13 protein-coding genes are annotated in these 16,835 nt (G+C 67.1%); 3 read left to right on the top strand and 10 right to left on the bottom strand.

Annotated elements, in window-relative coordinates; all coding sequences use genetic code 11:
* Positions 1-17: 17 nt before the first annotated feature.
* The 10 genes from glyA to QZ709_RS06105 form a co-directional block, all read right to left on the bottom strand.
* On the bottom strand, positions 18-1,292 hold the full coding sequence (glyA, locus tag QZ709_RS06150) for a serine hydroxymethyltransferase (protein WP_294636376.1): 1,275 nt from the start codon (positions 1,290-1,292) through the stop codon (positions 18-20).
* Between the two features lie 48 nt (positions 1,293-1,340).
* Positions 1,341-2,021 (bottom strand): sarcosine oxidase subunit gamma, encoded by a 681-nt coding sequence (locus QZ709_RS06145; RefSeq protein ID WP_294636375.1) that lies wholly within the window; start codon positions 2,019-2,021, stop codon positions 1,341-1,343.
* Positions 2,014-5,019: a sarcosine oxidase subunit alpha family protein gene (locus tag QZ709_RS06140; RefSeq protein WP_294636374.1), complete on the bottom strand. Its 3,006-nt coding sequence runs from the start codon at positions 5,017-5,019 to the stop codon at positions 2,014-2,016. The genes QZ709_RS06145 and QZ709_RS06140 overlap by 8 nt, the downstream gene beginning before the upstream one ends.
* Positions 5,016-5,363: a sarcosine oxidase subunit delta gene (locus tag QZ709_RS06135; RefSeq protein WP_294636373.1), complete on the bottom strand. Its 348-nt coding sequence runs from the start codon at positions 5,361-5,363 to the stop codon at positions 5,016-5,018. Before QZ709_RS06135 ends, QZ709_RS06140 begins: the two co-directional genes overlap by 4 nt.
* A 40-nt stretch (positions 5,364-5,403) precedes the next feature.
* Positions 5,404-6,660: a sarcosine oxidase subunit beta family protein gene (locus tag QZ709_RS06130; protein WP_294636372.1), complete on the bottom strand. Its 1,257-nt coding sequence runs from the start codon at positions 6,658-6,660 to the stop codon at positions 5,404-5,406.
* A 126-nt stretch (positions 6,661-6,786) separates the two neighbouring features.
* Positions 6,787-8,178, bottom strand: coding sequence for an L-serine ammonia-lyase (locus QZ709_RS06125; protein ID WP_294636371.1), 1,392 nt, complete (start codon positions 8,176-8,178; stop codon positions 6,787-6,789).
* A 130-nt stretch (positions 8,179-8,308) separates the two neighbouring features.
* A complete protein-coding gene (gene folB / locus QZ709_RS06120; protein ID WP_294636370.1) occupies positions 8,309-8,665 on the bottom strand; it encodes a dihydroneopterin aldolase in 357 nt (118 codons plus the stop codon).
* Positions 8,662-9,543: a formyltetrahydrofolate deformylase gene (gene purU / locus QZ709_RS06115; protein WP_294636369.1), complete on the bottom strand. Its 882-nt coding sequence runs from the start codon at positions 9,541-9,543 to the stop codon at positions 8,662-8,664. Before purU ends, folB begins: the two co-directional genes overlap by 4 nt.
* Before the next feature lie 191 nt (positions 9,544-9,734).
* Positions 9,735-11,549, bottom strand: a complete 1,815-nt coding sequence (locus QZ709_RS06110; protein WP_294636368.1) for an NERD domain-containing protein/DEAD/DEAH box helicase — start codon at positions 11,547-11,549, stop codon at positions 9,735-9,737.
* A gap of 160 nt (positions 11,550-11,709) precedes the next feature.
* Positions 11,710-13,485: an EAL domain-containing protein gene (locus tag QZ709_RS06105; RefSeq protein WP_294636367.1), complete on the bottom strand. Its 1,776-nt coding sequence runs from the start codon at positions 13,483-13,485 to the stop codon at positions 11,710-11,712.
* A 201-nt stretch (positions 13,486-13,686) separates the two neighbouring features.
* Here QZ709_RS06105 and QZ709_RS06100 point away from each other — a divergent pair, with 201 nt between their 5' ends.
* The 3 genes from QZ709_RS06100 to QZ709_RS06090 all read left to right on the top strand — a co-directional run bounded on the left by QZ709_RS06100 (position 13,687) and on the right by QZ709_RS06090 (position 16,816).
* Positions 13,687-14,676, top strand: a complete 990-nt coding sequence (locus tag QZ709_RS06100) for a glycosyltransferase (protein WP_294636366.1) — start codon at positions 13,687-13,689, stop codon at positions 14,674-14,676.
* A 12-nt stretch (positions 14,677-14,688) separates the two neighbouring features.
* Complete coding sequence (locus QZ709_RS06095) at positions 14,689-15,765, top strand: radical SAM protein (protein ID WP_294636365.1); 1,077 nt, start codon at positions 14,689-14,691, stop codon at positions 15,763-15,765.
* A gap of 112 nt (positions 15,766-15,877) precedes the next feature.
* The gene (locus QZ709_RS06090) at positions 15,878-16,816 is read left to right on the top strand and encodes a class I SAM-dependent methyltransferase (protein WP_294636492.1); all 939 of its coding nucleotides are present in this window, start codon (positions 15,878-15,880) and stop codon (positions 16,814-16,816) included.
* Positions 16,817-16,835: the final 19 nt, after the last annotated feature.

Below are 16,835 nucleotides of genomic sequence, written 5' to 3'. Positions count from 1 at the left end.
TCCGTCGGTGTCCAGGGTCAGCGGTAGATCGGGAAGCGGGAGGTCAGCGACTGCACCTGCTCACGCACCAGGGCTTCCACCCTGGCGTCGCCTTCGGGGTTCTGGCGCAAGGCCTGCATCACGTCGAGGATCAGGCGGGCGACTTCGCGGCAGTCGTCCTCTTTCAGCCCGCGGCTGGTGATGGCGGCGGCCCCCACACGGATGCCCGAGGTCACGGTGGGCTTCTCGTCGTCGAAGGGGATGCCGTTCTTGTTGCAGGTGATGCCCGCGCGCTCCAACGCCTGCTCGGTCTGGTTGCCCTTGAGGCCCAGTGGCCGCAGATCGACGAGCAGCAGGTGGTTGTCGGTGCCGCCGGTCACGATGTCCAGGCCACCGGCTTTGAGCACCTCGGCCATGGCCCGGGCGTTGGCCACCACCTGCCGGGCGTAAGCCTTGAACTCCGGCTGCAGCGCTTCGCCGAAAGCCACAGCCTTTGCGGCAATGACGTGCATCAGCGGACCGCCCTGTGCGCCAGGGAACACGGCCGAATTGATCTTCTTGGCCAGTTCCTCGTCGTTGGTGAGGATCACGCCACCGCGCGGGCCGCGCAACGTCTTGTGCGTCGTGCTGGTGGTGATGTGGGCATGCTGCACCGGGCTGGGATAGACGCCGGCGGCCACCAGGCCGGCCACGTGGGCCATGTCGACCATCAGGTAGGCGCCCACGCGGTCGGCGATGGCGCGAAACCGGGCCCAATCGATTTCGCGGGGGTAGGCCGAGAAGCCAGCGATGATGAGCTTCGGGCTGTGCTCGACAGCCAAGCGCTCGACCTCGTCGTAATCGATGCGCAGGTCTTCGCGCCGGACGCCGTACTGGACGGCCTTGAACCACTTGCCTGACAGCGCGGGCTTGGCGCCGTGCGTGAGGTGGCCGCCCGCCGACAGGGCCATGCCCAGCACGGTGTCGCCCGGCTGCACCAGGGCCAGCATCACGGCCGTGTTGGCCTGTGCACCGGAATGTGGCTGCACGTTGGCGAAGCGCGCGCCAAAGAGCTCGCACAGGCGGTCGATGGCCAGCTGTTCAATGGTGTCGGCGTGTTGACAGCCGCCGTAGTAGCGCTTGCCGGGGTAGCCCTCTGCGTACTTGTTGGTGAAGACGCTGCCTTGTGCGTCAAGCACAGCACGCGAGACGATGTTCTCGGAAGCGATCAGTTCGAGCTGGCCTTGCTGACGCTGCAATTCGTCGCCAAGGGCGGCGGCCACAGCAGGATCAACCTGGGCCACGGAGTGCTGGAAAAAGGAGGCGGTGTTCATGGTGGGCTTGAGGGGTGAGCTTCAGGTTGGCGTGGAGGAACACGCGGATCAGTGGCCGGCCTGGCTGGCGGCCAGCATCGGACTGATCACGGGGTCGGCGTGCACCGACAGCGGCGCCACGCAGGGCTTGTAGGGCGACGCAGTGCGGATCAGCAGGCGCCAGAAGTAGTCCGCGAAGCTGCGACGGAACAGCAGGACCACGCCCTGGCTGTCGGTGCGCAGCACGGTGACGTTCGCCTTGCCCATCACGGTGCCGATCGCCTGGCCTGGCTCCAGAGACTCGAAGTCATAGGGGCCGAGGTGACGCAGCAACATCAGGTGACGCGCGCCGCTCACACGCACCGCGGCATGGCCTCCGCTGTTGTCCACCACCTGGGCGAACAGGCCCTGCGTTGCCGCCTGCAGTGCGGCGCAGACGGCGTCACGTTGGACGCGTGCGCAGACCAGCCACCATTCGTCGGGCGACACCCAGAACACCACACCGACCCGGGTGCGCACCCAGGTCGAGGGCGCAACCGGCAAAGGCTGCCCCAAGACGCTGGCCACCGCGCCAGTGAAATCGGCATCGCTCGCATGACCGCGCAGGATCAGATAGCCCAGGTTGGGCAACTCACTGAACAGGATGCCGTCACCGGTCACCGGCGGGCGGGTCTGTCGGGCAAGGTCGAAGGCATGCAAGGGCGAGCGCAGGCGGGCGCTGAGGGCATCGGGAATGTGGTTGTCAGACATGCTGGCGGTCTCCCTTGGGGTCGACGAACACGGCGCTGGGGGCGACCTTCACAGGGGTCACCTTGCCGCGGGCATAGGCGTAGAGGGTCTGGTCTTTCCGCTGCTGGCCGCCCTTGACCACCGCCATCGCGATGGAGCGGCCCAGGAACGCGCTGTGATAGCTGGAGGTGACGTGGCCGAGCATCTGCGCAGGTGCGGTCGTGCTGGTGTTTTCCAGCAGCTGCGCGCCCTCGGGCAGCACGGTGTGCGGGTCCACGGGCAAGAGACCCACCAGTTGCTTGCGATCGCTGCGCGCGGTGTCGGTGCGGGCCAGCGAGCGCTTGCCCAGAAAGCTGAAGGGCTTCTTCATCGACAAGGCCCAGCTCATGCCCAGATCCACCGGCGTGACCGATCCGTCGGTGTCCTGGCCCACGATGATGAAACCCTTCTCTGCACGGAGGACGTGCATGGTCTCGGTGCCATAGGGCGTGATCTCGAACTCGGCGCCAGCGGCCATCACGGCCTCCCACAGGTCGTGCCCGTATCCGCTTTCCACATTCAGTTCGTAGCTCAACTCGCCCGAGAAGCTGACACGGAACACGCGGCATGGAAGGCCCGCCACGGTGCCGGCGCGCCAGTCCATGAACTTGAAGGTGTCGGCCGACAGGTCGATGTCCTTGCACAGCTTGGCCAGCACGGCGCGGGCCTTGGGGCCCACCAGGGCCACGGTGCTCCAGTGATCGGTCACCGACGACATCCACACCTTCAGCTCGGGCCACTCGGTCTGGTGCCAGCGCTCCAGCCAGTTCAGCACCTTGGCGGCGCCACCGGTGGTGGTCGTCATGTAGAACTGCGTGTCATGGATGCAGGCCGTCACACCGTCGTCCATCACCATGCCGTTCTCGTCCAGCATCAGGCCGTAGCGGCACTTGCCGGGTGCCAGCTGGCTCCAGGCATTGCTGTAGACGCGGTTGAGGAACTCGCGGGCATCCGGTCCGTCGATCTGGATCTTGCCGAGGGTGGAGGCGTCCATCACCGCCACGCCGTTGCGGGCGGCCAGACATTCGCGGTTGACGGCCGCATGCAGGTCCTCACCCTTCTTGGGGAAGTACCAGGGGCGCATCCACTGACCTACCGGCTCCAGCTCAGCGCCACGGGCCACGTGGGCAGCATGGCAGGCGGTGTAGCGGCTGGGCTCCAGCGTGTCGTCGGTCATGGTGCCTGCCAGCGCGCCCAGCGTGACCGGGGTGTAGGCGGGGCGATACGTGGTCGTGCTCACCTCCTGCACCGGGCGCTTCAACGTGCGCGCCGCAATCACGAAGCCGTTGACATTCGACAGCTTGCCCTGATCCGTACCAAAGCCTAGCGCGGTGAAGCGCTTGACATGCTCGATGTGCTGCCAGTTCTCGCGGATGGACAGTTCGATGTCGGCTGCCGTCACGTCGTTCTGGTAATCGACGAAGGCCTTGGCGCCCTCGCCTTCCCGCTTGCCGTCGGGCAGCCGGAACATCGGGCGCGGGGGCTGCCCCTTGCGGGCCGACACTTGGGGCTGAGTCGAACTGACCGGGCGGCCTTGCTCGCGCAGCACGGCGCTCATGGCGGTGGCGGTCTGTGACAGGCAGGCATCCAGCGCGAAGGCGCCGGTCACCGCGCCCACGCAGGCCACGCCGGCACGGCCCTCGCGTGGCGCCACAAAGGCGGCCACGGACTCGTCCCACGTCGGACGGCGGCCGTCATGGCAGAACAGGTGCACCGTCGGGGACAACCCGCCGGAAGAGAGCACGGCGTCACAGGCCAGTGTGGGGCCTGCCCCAGCCACTTCGTCGCGCGCTGGATGCAGCTTGACCAGGCGCACCCCCGTGACGCGACCACGGCCTTGGGCCTCCGCGATGCCGTGGCCCGGCAGCACCGTGACCTCCTTGGGTAGTCCCACGGGCTGCGCGTCGGTGCGCACATCGGCCACCGTGACGTGAGCGCCCTTTGCGACCAGCGCACGGGCGGCGTCGTAAATCAGGTCGCTGGTGCCACAGATCACCACACGCTGGCCCACCAGCACGCCATAGCGATGGGCATAAGCCTGGCCTGCCGAGGCAAGCATCACCCCCGGCAGGTCGTTGTTGCCAAAGACCAGGGGACGCTCGATGGCCCCGGTGGCCAGCACCACGTGGCGGGCCCGGATCTTGTGCAGGCGTTGGCGCGGCTGATCGGCCTGACGCTGCTCGACGCGCAGGTGATCCTGACACAGCTCCACCGCCTGCACGAGGTTCTGGTCGTAGAGGCCGAAGGCCGTGGTTCGCGTCAGCAGCGTCACGTTCGGCAAGGCCTGCAAGGCGCCGACCATGGCGCGGATGTATGCCGCAGCGTCCCGGCCATCGATGCGCTCCGTGGTGTCGGCAAGCAACCACCCGCCCAACTGAGGCTGCTCGTCTAGCAGCACGGTCTTGAGGCCGGCCTGCCCAGCTTGCAGTGCAGCCAGCAAGCCCGCCGCCCCGCCTCCCACCACCAGCACGTCCACATGGTGGTAAAGGTGGTCGTAATGCTCAGGATCCGGCTCGGTGGGTGCGCTGCCAAAGCCCGCGAACTTGCGAATCACCGCCTCGTAGGCAGGCCAGAGGGCGCGCGGCCACTTGAAGGTCTTGCTGTAAAAGCCGGCGGGCATGAACCGCGAGGCGGTACCGAGCGCAGCCTTGAGGTCGAACCGGAGGTGCGGCCAGCCCGACGTCGATGTCGCGACCAGACCGTCGTACAGCTCGGCTTGGGTGGCCTTGATGTTGGGGACCGTGTAGGCGCCCTCGCCCAGTTGCACCAAGGCATTGGGCTCTTCCGGGCCAAATCCGATGATGCCGCGCGGACGCCCATACTTGAAGCTGCGCCCCATCAGCTGCACACCGTTGGCCAGCAGCGCGGAGGCCAGCGTGTCTCCCGCATGGCCGGTGTAGCTGCGGCCATCGAAGGTGAAGCGCAGGGTGCGCGCCGGGTCGATCTGGGTACCCTGCGTCTGCGTGCGGCGCGCGGTCATGCTGCGGCTCCTTGGCGCTGAACGACAAGCTGCGCGTCGCGCTGTGCGGCGGCGTCCGGGTCGGCCAGGTACAGCGCCTTGCCAGCCTCCAGCGTCCAAGTGCCTGCGACCTCGTAGCTGGCGGTGTTGCGTTTCACCACGAAGACCTTGCGGCAGCCCGCGGTGTGTTGCCACTGTTCCCAGTACCAGCCCTTGGGGTTGGCGCGCTTGAACAGGTAGTCACCCCAGACCTCGTCGTCGACGGCTTCCGGGTGGGTGGGGCGGACCAAGTAAGCCTGGCCGGCATAGCTGAACTCTTCCTCGTCACGCAAGGCGTCGCAATGAGGGCAATGCAGTTGGAACATGGGCTGCTCTGCGGTGGGTGGGAACGGATGAGGGGAGGGATCAGTGGGCAACGGCAGCGGCGCCGTGCTCGTCGATCAGGTGGCCGTTGGAGAACCGGTCCAGTGCGAATGGCGCAGCCAGGGGGTGGGGTGCATCGTGGGCGATCGTGTGGGCGAAGACGTGGCCCGATCCCGGCGTGGCCTTGAAGCCGCCGGTACCCCATCCGCAGTTGAAGAACAGGCCCTGCACAGGCGTCTTGCTGATGATCGGACAGGCATCCGGAGACACGTCCACGATGCCGCCCCACTGCCGGTTCATGCGCACGCGCGAGAACTGAGGGAACAGTTCCAAGATGGCCGCGGCCGTGTGGTCAATGACGTGCGGCGAGCCGCGCTGGCCATAACCCAGGTAGCTGTCGATGCCAGCGCCGATCACCAGTTCGCCCTTGTCTGACTGACTCAGGTAACCGTGAACCGCGTTGGACATGATCACCGTGTCGATGACCCGTTGCATCGATTCGCTGACAAAGGCCTGGAGGGGATGGCTTTCCAGCGGCAAGCGCACACCGGCCATGGCAGCCAGCACCGACGAATGCCCGGCCGCCACGCAACCCACCCGGTCGGCCTTCACAGGGCCTTGCGAGGTTTGCAGCCCCTTGACGCGGCCGCCCTCGATGTCAAAGCCCAGCACCTCGCAGTTCTCGATCAGGTCCACGCCCAGGCGGCTGGCAGCGCGCGCAAAGCCTCGGGCCACCGCGTCATGGTGTGCAATACCGGCTCGTGGCTGCCAGCTGGCGCCCAGCACCGGCAGGCGGCGACTGCGGCCCGTGTCCAACTGGGGGATCTTCTCCTTCACCTCCGCGGCGGTCAGCACATGCGCGTCCACGCCTTGCAGGTGATTGGCCGCCACCCGGCGCTCGATGTCACGCATGTCCTGCAAGGTGTGGCCCAGGTTGAACACACCGCGCTGGCTGAACATCACGTTGAAGTTCAGGTCTTCGCTCAGGCCCTCCCACAGCTTCATGCCGTGTTCGTACAGCAGCGCGGCTTCGTCCCACAGGTAGTTGGAGCGGACGATGGTGGTGTTGCGGGCCGTGTTGCCGCCGCCCAGATAGCCCTTTTCAAGCACCGCAATGCGGCCCACCTTGTGGTTCTTCGCCAGGTAGTAGGCGGTGGCCAGTCCGTGGCCGCCACCCCCGACGATGACAACGTCGTAGCTGGGCTTCAAGGAGGCCCGCGTCCAGGCGGGCTCCCAGGTCTTGTGATGGTTCAAGCCATGCTTGAACAGGCTCCACAGTGAGTAATTCTGGCCGGGCATGTGAGGGTCGCTGAGTTCTCAAGAGGTGAATCCATTGTGGAAACTTCACCCTCTGTCACCTTGCCCCGCCCGGACGCACACTTGTCCAAAACCGACATCGTGGCAACGCGTCCCGCCACATGCCGCTCAGCATTCGACGATGTTCACGGCCAGGCCACCACGCGCCGTTTCCTTGTACTTCGTCATCATGTCGGCCCCTGTCTCGCGCATCGTCTTGATGACCTTGTCGAGGCTGACATGGTGCGTGCCATTGCCACGCAGCGCCATGCGCGCGGCATTGATGGCCTTCACCGAAGCAATGGCATTGCGTTCGATGCACGGAATCTGCACCAGGCCGCCGACCGGGTCACAGGTGAGCCCCAGGTGGTGCTCCATGCCGATCTCCGCCGCGTTCTCGACCTGCTCGGGTGTGCCGCCTGTGACGGCGCAAAGAGCCCCGGCGGCCATGGAGCAGGCCACGCCCACTTCTCCCTGGCATCCCACCTCGGCCCCGCTGATGCTGGCGTTCTCCTTGTACAGAATGCCGATGGCCGCCGCCGTCAGCAGGAAGTCCACCACCCCGCGGTCGTTGGCACCGGGGATGAACCGGCTGTAGTAGTGCAGCACAGCCGGGACAATGCCTGCTGCCCCATTGGTCGGCGCAGTCACCACCCGCCCGCCATCGGCGTTTTCTTCATTGACGGCCAACGCATAAAGGTTGATCCAGTCCATGGTCTGCAGCGGGTCGCGCAGGGCCGACTCGGGGTGCGCGGTCAACTGCCGATGCAGTTCGGCCGCGCGCCGCTTGACCTTGAAGCCGCCAGGCAAGATGCCCTCGGTGCTGCACCCCCGACGCACGCAGTCCTGCATCACCTGCCAGATCCGGAGCAGCCCCCGGTCGATGTCGTCGTCGCTTCGCCAGTGCCGCTCGTTGCGACGCATGATCTCGGCAATGCTGCAGCGCTCCCGTGCGGTCAGCTTGAGGAGGTCGGCCCCGCTGTGAAACGGATAGGGCAGCAAGGTGGTGTCGGGCGCCACGGTTTTGTGCCGCGTTCCGTCCTCGGCCACCTGCTCGCTCACCACAAAGCCCCCGCCGACCGAGTAGTAGCAGTGGCTGTCCAACGTGCCGCCCTCGTCGTCGAAGGCGGTGCAGCGCATGCCATTGGCGTGGAAGGGCAGAGTCTCGCGACGGTGGAACACCAGATCCGTCTTTTCGTTGAAGGCCACCGTGTGGCGGCCACCCAGGCCGATGCGGCGCTGCGATCGGATCTCGGCGAGCAGCGCCGGTACGGCGTCCACGTCCACCGTCTCCGGGTCGTGACCCGCCAGACCCAGCAGCACGGCCTTGTCACTGCCGTGGCCCCTTCCGGTGGCCCCAAGCGAGCCGTACAGGCTCACCTGAACCCTCTTGCATCGCGCCAGCTTCTCTTGCTGATGTAGCCGCTCCACGTAGAGCCGCGCGGCGCGCATCGGCCCCACGGTGTGCGAGCTCGACGGCCCGATGCCAATCTTGAAGATGTCAAACACGCTGACGGCCATGAGACGCATCCTTTCTATGGTCAAAAGACGCGTCCCGCTCCGGCGCTATTCGGCCGGATCGTGGATGCGTCTGTGTGGAGCGGCGGGCGTCAAAGGCCCTGACCCGCACGAAAAAAAGGGCAGGCGGCGGCTAGCGCGTGCGCTCGATCACAATGCCGACCTCGGCGCCGGGAATGGGTGCGAGCTTGATCAACTCCAGTTCCAGCCAGCTCAGGCCGAATTCGCGCAGCACCGTCTCCGCCATGCGTTCGGCCATGGCTTCGACCAACTGGCGCGGCTCCATGGCGAGCTCGCGCAAGCGCGCCACGACCAGGCTGTAGTCCACCGTGTCGTTCAGTGCGTCCGTACGAGCGGCCTCATGCGGTGGCAAGGCAAAGCTCAGCGTGAGGACGACAGGTTGCGGCGCGGTTTGCTCCCAGTCGTACACGCCGATGCGGGCGGGCATGTGAAGCCGGCGCAGGACGATGCGGTCGATGGCGCGGCTCATCGCAGAACCACCGTTCGCAGGCCGTTGATGAACACCCGACGTTCCAGCATGAAACGCAGCGCCCGCGACAACACCAGGCACTCGATGTGACGCCCGGCGTTGCGCAGTTGCTCCGGGGAGTCCGCGTGGTCCACGCGCTCCAGCGCCTGTTCGATGATGGGGCCTTCGTCCAGGTCGGTCGTGGCGAAGTGGGCCGTCGCGCCAATCAGCTTGACGCCCCGCTCGTGCGCCTGGTGGTAGGGGCGCGCACCCTTGAAGCCCGGCAAGAAGGAGTGGTGGATGTTGATCACGCGGCCCATCAGCCGCTGGCACAGGTCTGCGCTCAGCACCTGCATGTAGCGCGCGAGCACCACCAGCTCCGTGCCGGTCGATTCGATGAGGGCCATCAACTCCGCCTCCTGCTGAGGCTTGGTGTCCGGGGTGATGGGCAGGTGGTGAAAGGGCAGGCCCTCGGCTTCGGCCAGCACGCGGGCGTCCGGGTGATTCGACACCACCGCAGAGATCGTCATGTTCAACTCGCCGCGGCGCCAGGCCGCGATCAGCTCGCGCAGACAATGATCATGACGGGACACCATGATCATCACACGGGTCGGCCGGTCCAGCTCCCCCAGCCGCCATTCAGCGGAGGGGAACAGCCCGGTGTCGGCGGCCAAGGCCGAATGCAGCGCCTCGGGGCTGGCTTCGCAGCGGAACACGGCACGCAAGAAGCAGCGCGCGCTGTCGGCATCGTCGTACAGCGCGAAGGACTGCACATAGGCACCATGCGCGTCCAGCATGCGGGTTACCGCGGCAACCTGCCCTTGGCGGCTATCGCACTGGAGGTTCAACCACAGCAAGGGTGCGTCGGGACGCTGGCGGACATTCAGATCGGCGGACATGTGAGACAGGCGATGACGAAGCGAACAAGCAGGGCCGATTGCCCATGCGTCCGACTTTGGCAGCCCTGGCGGCGGGCGAGTGGTCGAAAACCGACCTGAACTTGCCTGGGGTCGGCGCCAGCCTCCGGTCCGCCCACTGCGGGTCGCCGGATGGCCGTGGCGGCCATGTTCATGGGCTCCGCTCTCCGTGATCAGGCGCCCATCAGCTTCTCTCCGAACTGCCCGTTCCCGCTGACGGTCACGATGAGCTTGTGTGTGGCGCGCGTCGCCGCCACATAAAACAACCGCGCTTCTTCTTTTTCATCCTCGCCGGGCGCGGGCATCGAGCCGGCACCCGGAACCGCCACCACAGGGAACTCCAGGCCTTTGCTAACTTTCATCGTCATCACGCGAATAACGTCTCTCACCGGCTGGTAGTCGCCGGTGTTCTTGCGGACCTGATGCGGTAGCTTCATGCGCGACAGGGCCTGTGCGCAGACGTTCATCGCTGCATGGTCGCGGCACAGGATCGCCATGTCTCCCCAGGGGTGGCCGCTGCTGTCGTGCTCTTCCTTCAGTAGCTCGGCAATCCGCCAGGCTTCGTCGCGCAAGCTGGGCAAACGAACCACGATCGGCGCACTGCCCTCGCGCCCACAGCCGATGGGCTTGACAACGGGAATGCCATCGTCGTCCCTGTCTTCGGGTGTGAGCAAATCGGCTGCGATCAGGTTCGCCGTTTGCAGAATCTGCCTTGTGTTGCGGTAGTTGATCTTCAGGATGGTGGTGCGCCCTTGCGCCTGGATGCCCACGCTCTTGAAACTGAACTGCTTGGACCGGCCGCGCTGGTAAATGCTTTGCGCGTCGTCGTAAAGCAGCAGCAAGCTGTTGGTGGCCGGGTCCACCATGTGCGTGATGAGTTTCAGCCATTCGGGCCTGAAATCGTGGCCTTCGTCGATGAGGATGGCCTGGTACTGGCCCGATGGAATCTGCTTTCTGTCCACCGCTCGGATCACGGCGTCCACCATGTCATCGAAGAAGTCTTTCCCCTGAGGGAGCGCCTGACCATACGCCGTGAGTTGGCGATGGCACCAGCGGTGAAAGTGCACTGCGTGCACCCGGTCGGCGATTCCCTTCGCTCGAAAAGCGGTGTCCAGCTTGATGGACAAGGGCTCGTTGAAGCAGAGAACCAGGATGGGCTTTGCGTGCAGGGTCTGAGCCTTTGCCAGGTACTCGGCCCGATAGCCCAAGATCATGGTCTTGCCAGATCCCGCCACGCCGTGGATGACTCGGTGCCCATCCCCCAGGCTGCGCGCCAGCTGTTCCTGCTGAAGGTCCATGACCTTCATGACGTCTGGCAGTTCAGCGTCTTCGTCCAGGTCATCAAACAGGTCAGCCTGCGTCTGCACGCGCACCTCCGGGAACATGATCCAGCGAACCCGATCAAGCTGAGGCAAGGACATCGCGCCGCCAAAGGAATGCGGGAACATGTCCCACAACCTTTGCTGGAAGACCTCGTCGTCCACCGTATCGAACATCTCGTCTCGGCAAACGACCAAGTGAGACTCGATGGCTTGATCGAGCCCCGAAGCCTCGAACTGTCTTCGAGTGATGTTGGAGAGGACCACGCCGTAGCCCCACGGAAAGGCGAGCTTGCCGGCATGGCTGCCTGACGGCTGCACAAGCTGCCTGTCACGCTCCAGAGCATTCACAACTTGGATGGCGCAGTGCCTCGCCTGGGCCAGCGGGTTGATGACGACCTTCACATCACCGCCCGGCATGATCTCCCAGTATTGCCGTGTCGCCTTCTTGATGGTGTCAAGGCGCCAGTCCTTCACCTCCAGAACGAGGAGTCCGCGTCTGGGATGCAGCAGCACGAAATCCGGATGGGCCTGCTTCGGACCGACGGGAACGTCGTACCAGATCAGGTAGTCGTCTTCAAGCTTCTGCTCCAGACGTTCCGCTGTGCGCTTCTCACCCGATGTCATGCGCGGCAGACACGTGGTCAAAGCCGGAATCAATATGGCCATGTTCGCCCCTTGTCTTGTCAGTCGTCCGGCCGTCGAGGGCCAGACGTTCAAAGTCCAAGTCGTTGATCGGCAACATGCGCAAGAAATGAAGCCCGACGGCCTGCAGCCGCGGTATCGCGCCTTCGCGTGGCGCCTGAGTTCCGGCCCTACTCCGCCCCCCTCACTGAATCAACACCCCCACCCCATCCCGCTTGGCCGCCCGCTTCGCCTCTGCCGCCGCCGACGCCACCTGCTCGGCCCGTGCGAACTGGTTCCGCCGCACGCGCTTCACGCCGATCGACATCGTGGTGAGCGGAAAGAACCGCATCTCCCCATGGCGGTCTTCCGCCTCGAAGCCGCCAGCGCGCAGGTCCGCCTCGTCGTACAGCGTCTGCACCGTCTCGTTGAACTGCGCCACGATGCCGTCGCACCGCTGCAGCCAATCTTCGCTCTGGAACAGCACCACAAAGTCATCACCGCCCACATGGCCCACAAAGTCGCGTCGCGGGTCGCAGTGCGCGACCACGGCGCGGGCCGCCAGCTGGATCACCTCGTCGCCGCGCCAGTAGCCATACTGGTCGTTGAAGGGCTTGAAGTTGTTCAGGTCCACATAGGCGGCCACAAACTCCACACCATGCGCCAGCAGGCGGTCCACGTGTTCGGTGATGGGAATGTTGCCCGGCAGGAAGGTCAGCGGGTTGGCATGCCGGGCGGCCTCCACCCGGATCTCGGTCACCGAGCGCACCAGCATGTCGCCCGTGCCCACGCCAATGTAGCGGCCTTGCTCGGTCACGATGAAACCGTCGCGCAGGTAGCGCTGGTCTTCCGAGGTCAGCACGTCGGTCAGCTGCGCGATGCCCGTGTGTTTGTCCAGCACCAGCGGCGCCGTGTTGGCCACCACGATGCACGACTTGCGCCCGTACAGTTCCCTGAAGAAGGGCTTGCCGTACTGGTCCATGAAGTTGCTGCGGTGAATCAGCCCCACGGGCCGCTCCTCTTCCACGATGGCCAGGTTTTGCAACGTGGGGTCGGCGCGGAAGCAGCGCTCTACATCCAGGGGGGTGGCGCTCACGTCCAGCGCAGGCTGCCGCAGCGTGATGCGCTCGACCGTGAAGTCGCTGCGCACCGATCTCGGCCGGTGCGGCAACACCGCCACGCTGGCCCGCCCGAAATCGCGCTGGGCCTCCTCGGCCACCACGGCCACCGGCTCCGCCGCCGGCCTCCCGAAGAAATAGCCTTGCCCCAGGTGGATGCCCAGGTCACGCGCCACGCGGGCATCGTCCACGGTCTCGATGCCTTCTGCCACCAGCTGCGTTCCGAAGGTCTCGGCGATGCGGGCCAGCGCCTGCATGGTCTGCACCTTCTCGGCACGGTGTGACAGGCCGTTTGAGAAGTACTTGTCGATCTTGACGTAGTCGGGGTGGAGCTCGGACCACAGGCGCAGGCTGGAACGTCCGTCGCCGAAGTCGTCCAGCGCGATCTGGATACCGTGCGAGCGCAGGTCGTTCACGGCGCCCACCAGCCGGCCGACGTCCGACACGCGTTCGTGCTCGGTGATCTCCAGCACCAGCGCCGCAGCCGGCACGCCCAGCACCTGCATGGCAGCCAGCCGCTCCTGCAGGGCCGTGTGCTGCAGGCAGCTCACCAGCGCGTCGGCGCTGACATTGACAAACAGCTTGCCGCCCACCGCATGGGCAGACCAGCACTTCAGTGCCACGGCCACGCAGGCATTCTCCAGGCGCAGCGTCTGCGCTTCGGCCGCAGCGGCCTTGAACAGCGCATCGGGCTGTTGCAGCGGCGAGCCCACGGGACCTCGCACCAGCGCCTCGTGCGCGAACACCACGCCGTCGGCCAGGCGCACCAGCGGCTGAAAGTGCGCAGACAGCGCCCGCCCCGCCACCAGCGACGACACCACGCCAGGCGCATCGGCAGCACAGCAGGCGGTGGGCGAGGCCATGAGATCGCCGAAGGGAGACAACATCGTTTCTGCAAAAAGGGACAACAGCGACCGCAGATGGTGCCCCGGCCGTGTGTCGGCCTGATGACGACACCAAGATGGCAAGACCTTGGGCCGGAAGGCCCATGGCATCGGCCATCCGGCCAGGACGGCACACCGCTTGCCACCCCTGTCGGCCGCCGCACGCACGAGGAGCCGCGCATGGACCACCCCGACAAGCCCGCACGCGATCGCATCAGCATCGTCGTGCTCACCCACAACCGCCCGGCCGAGCTGGCCCGCACCCTGCAGCACCTGGCCGCACTGCCTGAGCGGCCTCATGTCATCGTGGTCGACAACGCCTCGACCCCGCCCGTCACACCGGAGCAGGTTCGCGGCATACCGGGCCTGGCCGATGCGCGCCTGGTGCGCTGCCCGATCAACGAAGGCGCCGCCGGCCGCAACCGCGGCGTGGCCCTGGTGGACACGCCCTATGTGGCCTTCTGCGACGACGACACGTGGTGGTCGCCCGGGTCACTGGCCACGGCCGCCGACCTGCTGGATGCCGACCCGCGCGTGATGGCCTTGTCGGCCCGCGTGCTGGTGGGGCCCGACAACCGCTTCGATCCGGCCTGCGAGGCGATGGCGCGCAGCCCCGTCGCCCCGCCACCCGGCGTGCCCTTGCCCGGCCCGCCACTCGTCAGCTTCATGGCCGGCGCCGTGGTGATGCGCACCGCGGCCTTCCGCGCCGTGGGCGGTTACCAGCCGCGCCTGTTCCTCGGCGCCGAAGAGGTACTGATGGCCTTCGACATGGCCGCCCGCGGGGGCTGGATCGTGTACGCGCCGCAGGTCGTCACGCACCACCATCCCTCGGTGGCCCGCGATGCCGTCCAGCGCCAGCTGACCACCCTGCGCAACCGCCTGTGGATTCCCTGGCTGCGCCTGCCGCTGCGCTGGGCGTGGGACGAATCCCGCGTGGTGCTGCGCCAGGCCCGGGCCGCGGGCATGGCCTGGCCGGTACTGCGGGCGGCGCTCGGTGGCCTGCCCTGGGTGCTGGCGCAGCGCCAGCCCGTGCCGCGCGAGGTGCTGCGCCGCTGGCTGGCCGTCTACCGCCCGCACGCCGCGCCCGCGCCCACCGCCCCCGCCTACGCCCCGGGCACGGCCGCAGGTGCCGGGCCGGTGCCGCACCCCCTCAACAACCGCCCTCGCTGAGGCCACTGCCCAATGACGCTGTCCCGGCCCGCGCCCATCCCGGTTGCACCCGCCCTGCCCGACTTCGCGCAGATCGAGCCCATCGGGCGCTGCAACCTCGCGTGCCGCATGTGCACCGTCAACGACCGCGGCGACACGGTCGGCGAGCTGCCGTTCGAGCAGTTCGCCGCCATCCTCGCGCAGCTGCCCCAGCTCAAGCGGCTGCACCTGCAGGGCCTGGGCGAGCCCATGCTGCACCCTCGCTTTTTCGACATGGTGGCGCTGGCCGCCCGGCAGGGCATCGACGTCTCCACCAACACCAACCTGACGCTGCTGACCGAGGCCCGCGCGCGGCGCTGCGTCACCAGCGGCCTGCGCTCGCTGTCGGTGTCGCTCGACGGGGCCAGCGCCGCGGTGTACGAATCGATCCGGGTGGGCGCCTCGTTCGACAAGGTGGTGCGCAACCTGGGCCGGCTCATGGCCGCCCGCACTGCCGCCGACAGCCCCCTGCACGTGCGCGGGGTGATGGTGCTGATGCGCCGCAACCTGAGCGAGCTGCCCCCGCTGATCCGGCTGCTGCACGACCACGGTGTGCACGAACTGCTGGTGCAGCGCCTGTCCAGCGACCTCACGCAGCCTGACCTGCCCGCACGCTACATCCCCATCCAGCGCTACTGCGACACCGCCGAGTTGACCCCGGCCGACCTGCGGCACGCCGAGGCCGTGTTCGCGCAAGCGCGCGCGCAGGCCGCCGCCCTGCGCTTCACGCTGCACCTGCCCAGGCTCACCGCGCCCACCCCAACCCCCGATGCGGCCACGGGGCCCCCACCGCGCTGCAACTGGCCGTCGGAGCAGCTCTACCTCACGGCCGCGGGCGAGATGCTGCCCTGCTGCATGGTGGCCACCGCCGACCGCGCGACCCTGGGCAACGTGCTGAACGGTGCCCCCCGCCAGGCCCCTGCTGACCCTGCTGACCCTGCTGAGCCCGCCAAGCCCGACGTGGCCGGCGTGTGGGCGGGCGCCCGCGCCCAGGCCTTCCGCACCGCGCTGGAGAGCGACACGCCGCCGGCGGTGTGCCAGTCGTGCGCGTTGTACCGGGGCACGTTCTAGATCCGGCGGGGGCCTCGGCCGGCCAGGGCGTTTCCGGCGGTTCTCTGGGCACAATCGGCGGCTTCTTCGCCGCTCCCCAACGCCCCACCCCGCCGTGCCCGCTCATCCCACGCTGCAGCCCCTGCTGGACGCCATCACCGCCCTGCCCGCCGCCCCCACCGAGGCGCAACGCCTGTTCCACGGCCGCGGCGGTGCCTTTCCCGGCTGCGAGCCATGGGCGCTCGATGCCTATCCGCCCGTCTTCCTGCTGACCAGCTACCAGCCCGCCACCGACGACGACCTGGCCACCATCCAGTCGGCGCTGGCCGCCCGCTGGGCCGAGCTGGCGCCGGGCGAACCCCTGAACCTGGTCTTCCAGCACCGCGACGAGGTGCGCGCCACCACGCAGCTGCTGTGCGGCAGCGTGCCCGACCCCCATGTGGTGACGGCCCAGGGCGCACGCTTCAAGGTGCACCTGATGCGCGCCATGAACCACGGCCTGTTCCTCGACATGGCAGAGGGCCGCCGCTGGGTGCGCGAACACGTGACCCGCGCCGTCGCCACCCGGCCCGGTTTCAAGGTGCTGAACCTCTTTGCCTACACCTGCGCGTTCTCGGTGGTGGCGCTGCAAGCCGGCGCGGCCAAGGTGGTCAACGTGGACATGGCCGCCGGCGCACTCAACACCGGCAAGCAGAACCACCAGCTCAACGGCCTGACCCAGGGCGCCAGCTTTCTGCCGCACGACATCTTCAGCTCGTGGGGCAAGATCGGCCGTGAGGGGCCTTACGACCTGATCGTGCTCGACCCGCCCACCTACCAGAAGGGCAGCTTCGTGGCCGAGAAGGATTACGCGCGCCTTGTACGTCGCCTGCCAGGCCTGCTGACCCCGGGCGGGCACGCGCTGCTGTGCCTGAACTCCCCCAAGCTGGGCCCCGGCTTTCTGCACGACCTGGTGGCCGCCGAGGCCCCCGATCTCGTCTTCCAAGGCCGCCTGCCCAACCCGGCCGCCTTTGTCGACGACGAACCCGAGCGGGCACTGAAAGTGCTCGTCTACAGCAGCCCTTCAGGTTAATGCAGAAATCATCACAGCG

Source organism: uncultured Aquabacterium sp., assembly GCF_913773725.1.
Taxonomy (GTDB): Bacteria; Pseudomonadota; Gammaproteobacteria; order Burkholderiales; family Burkholderiaceae_C; genus Aquabacterium.
Note: the sequence above shows the minus strand (reverse complement) of the source record. Positions and strands in the feature narration are given on the sequence as shown.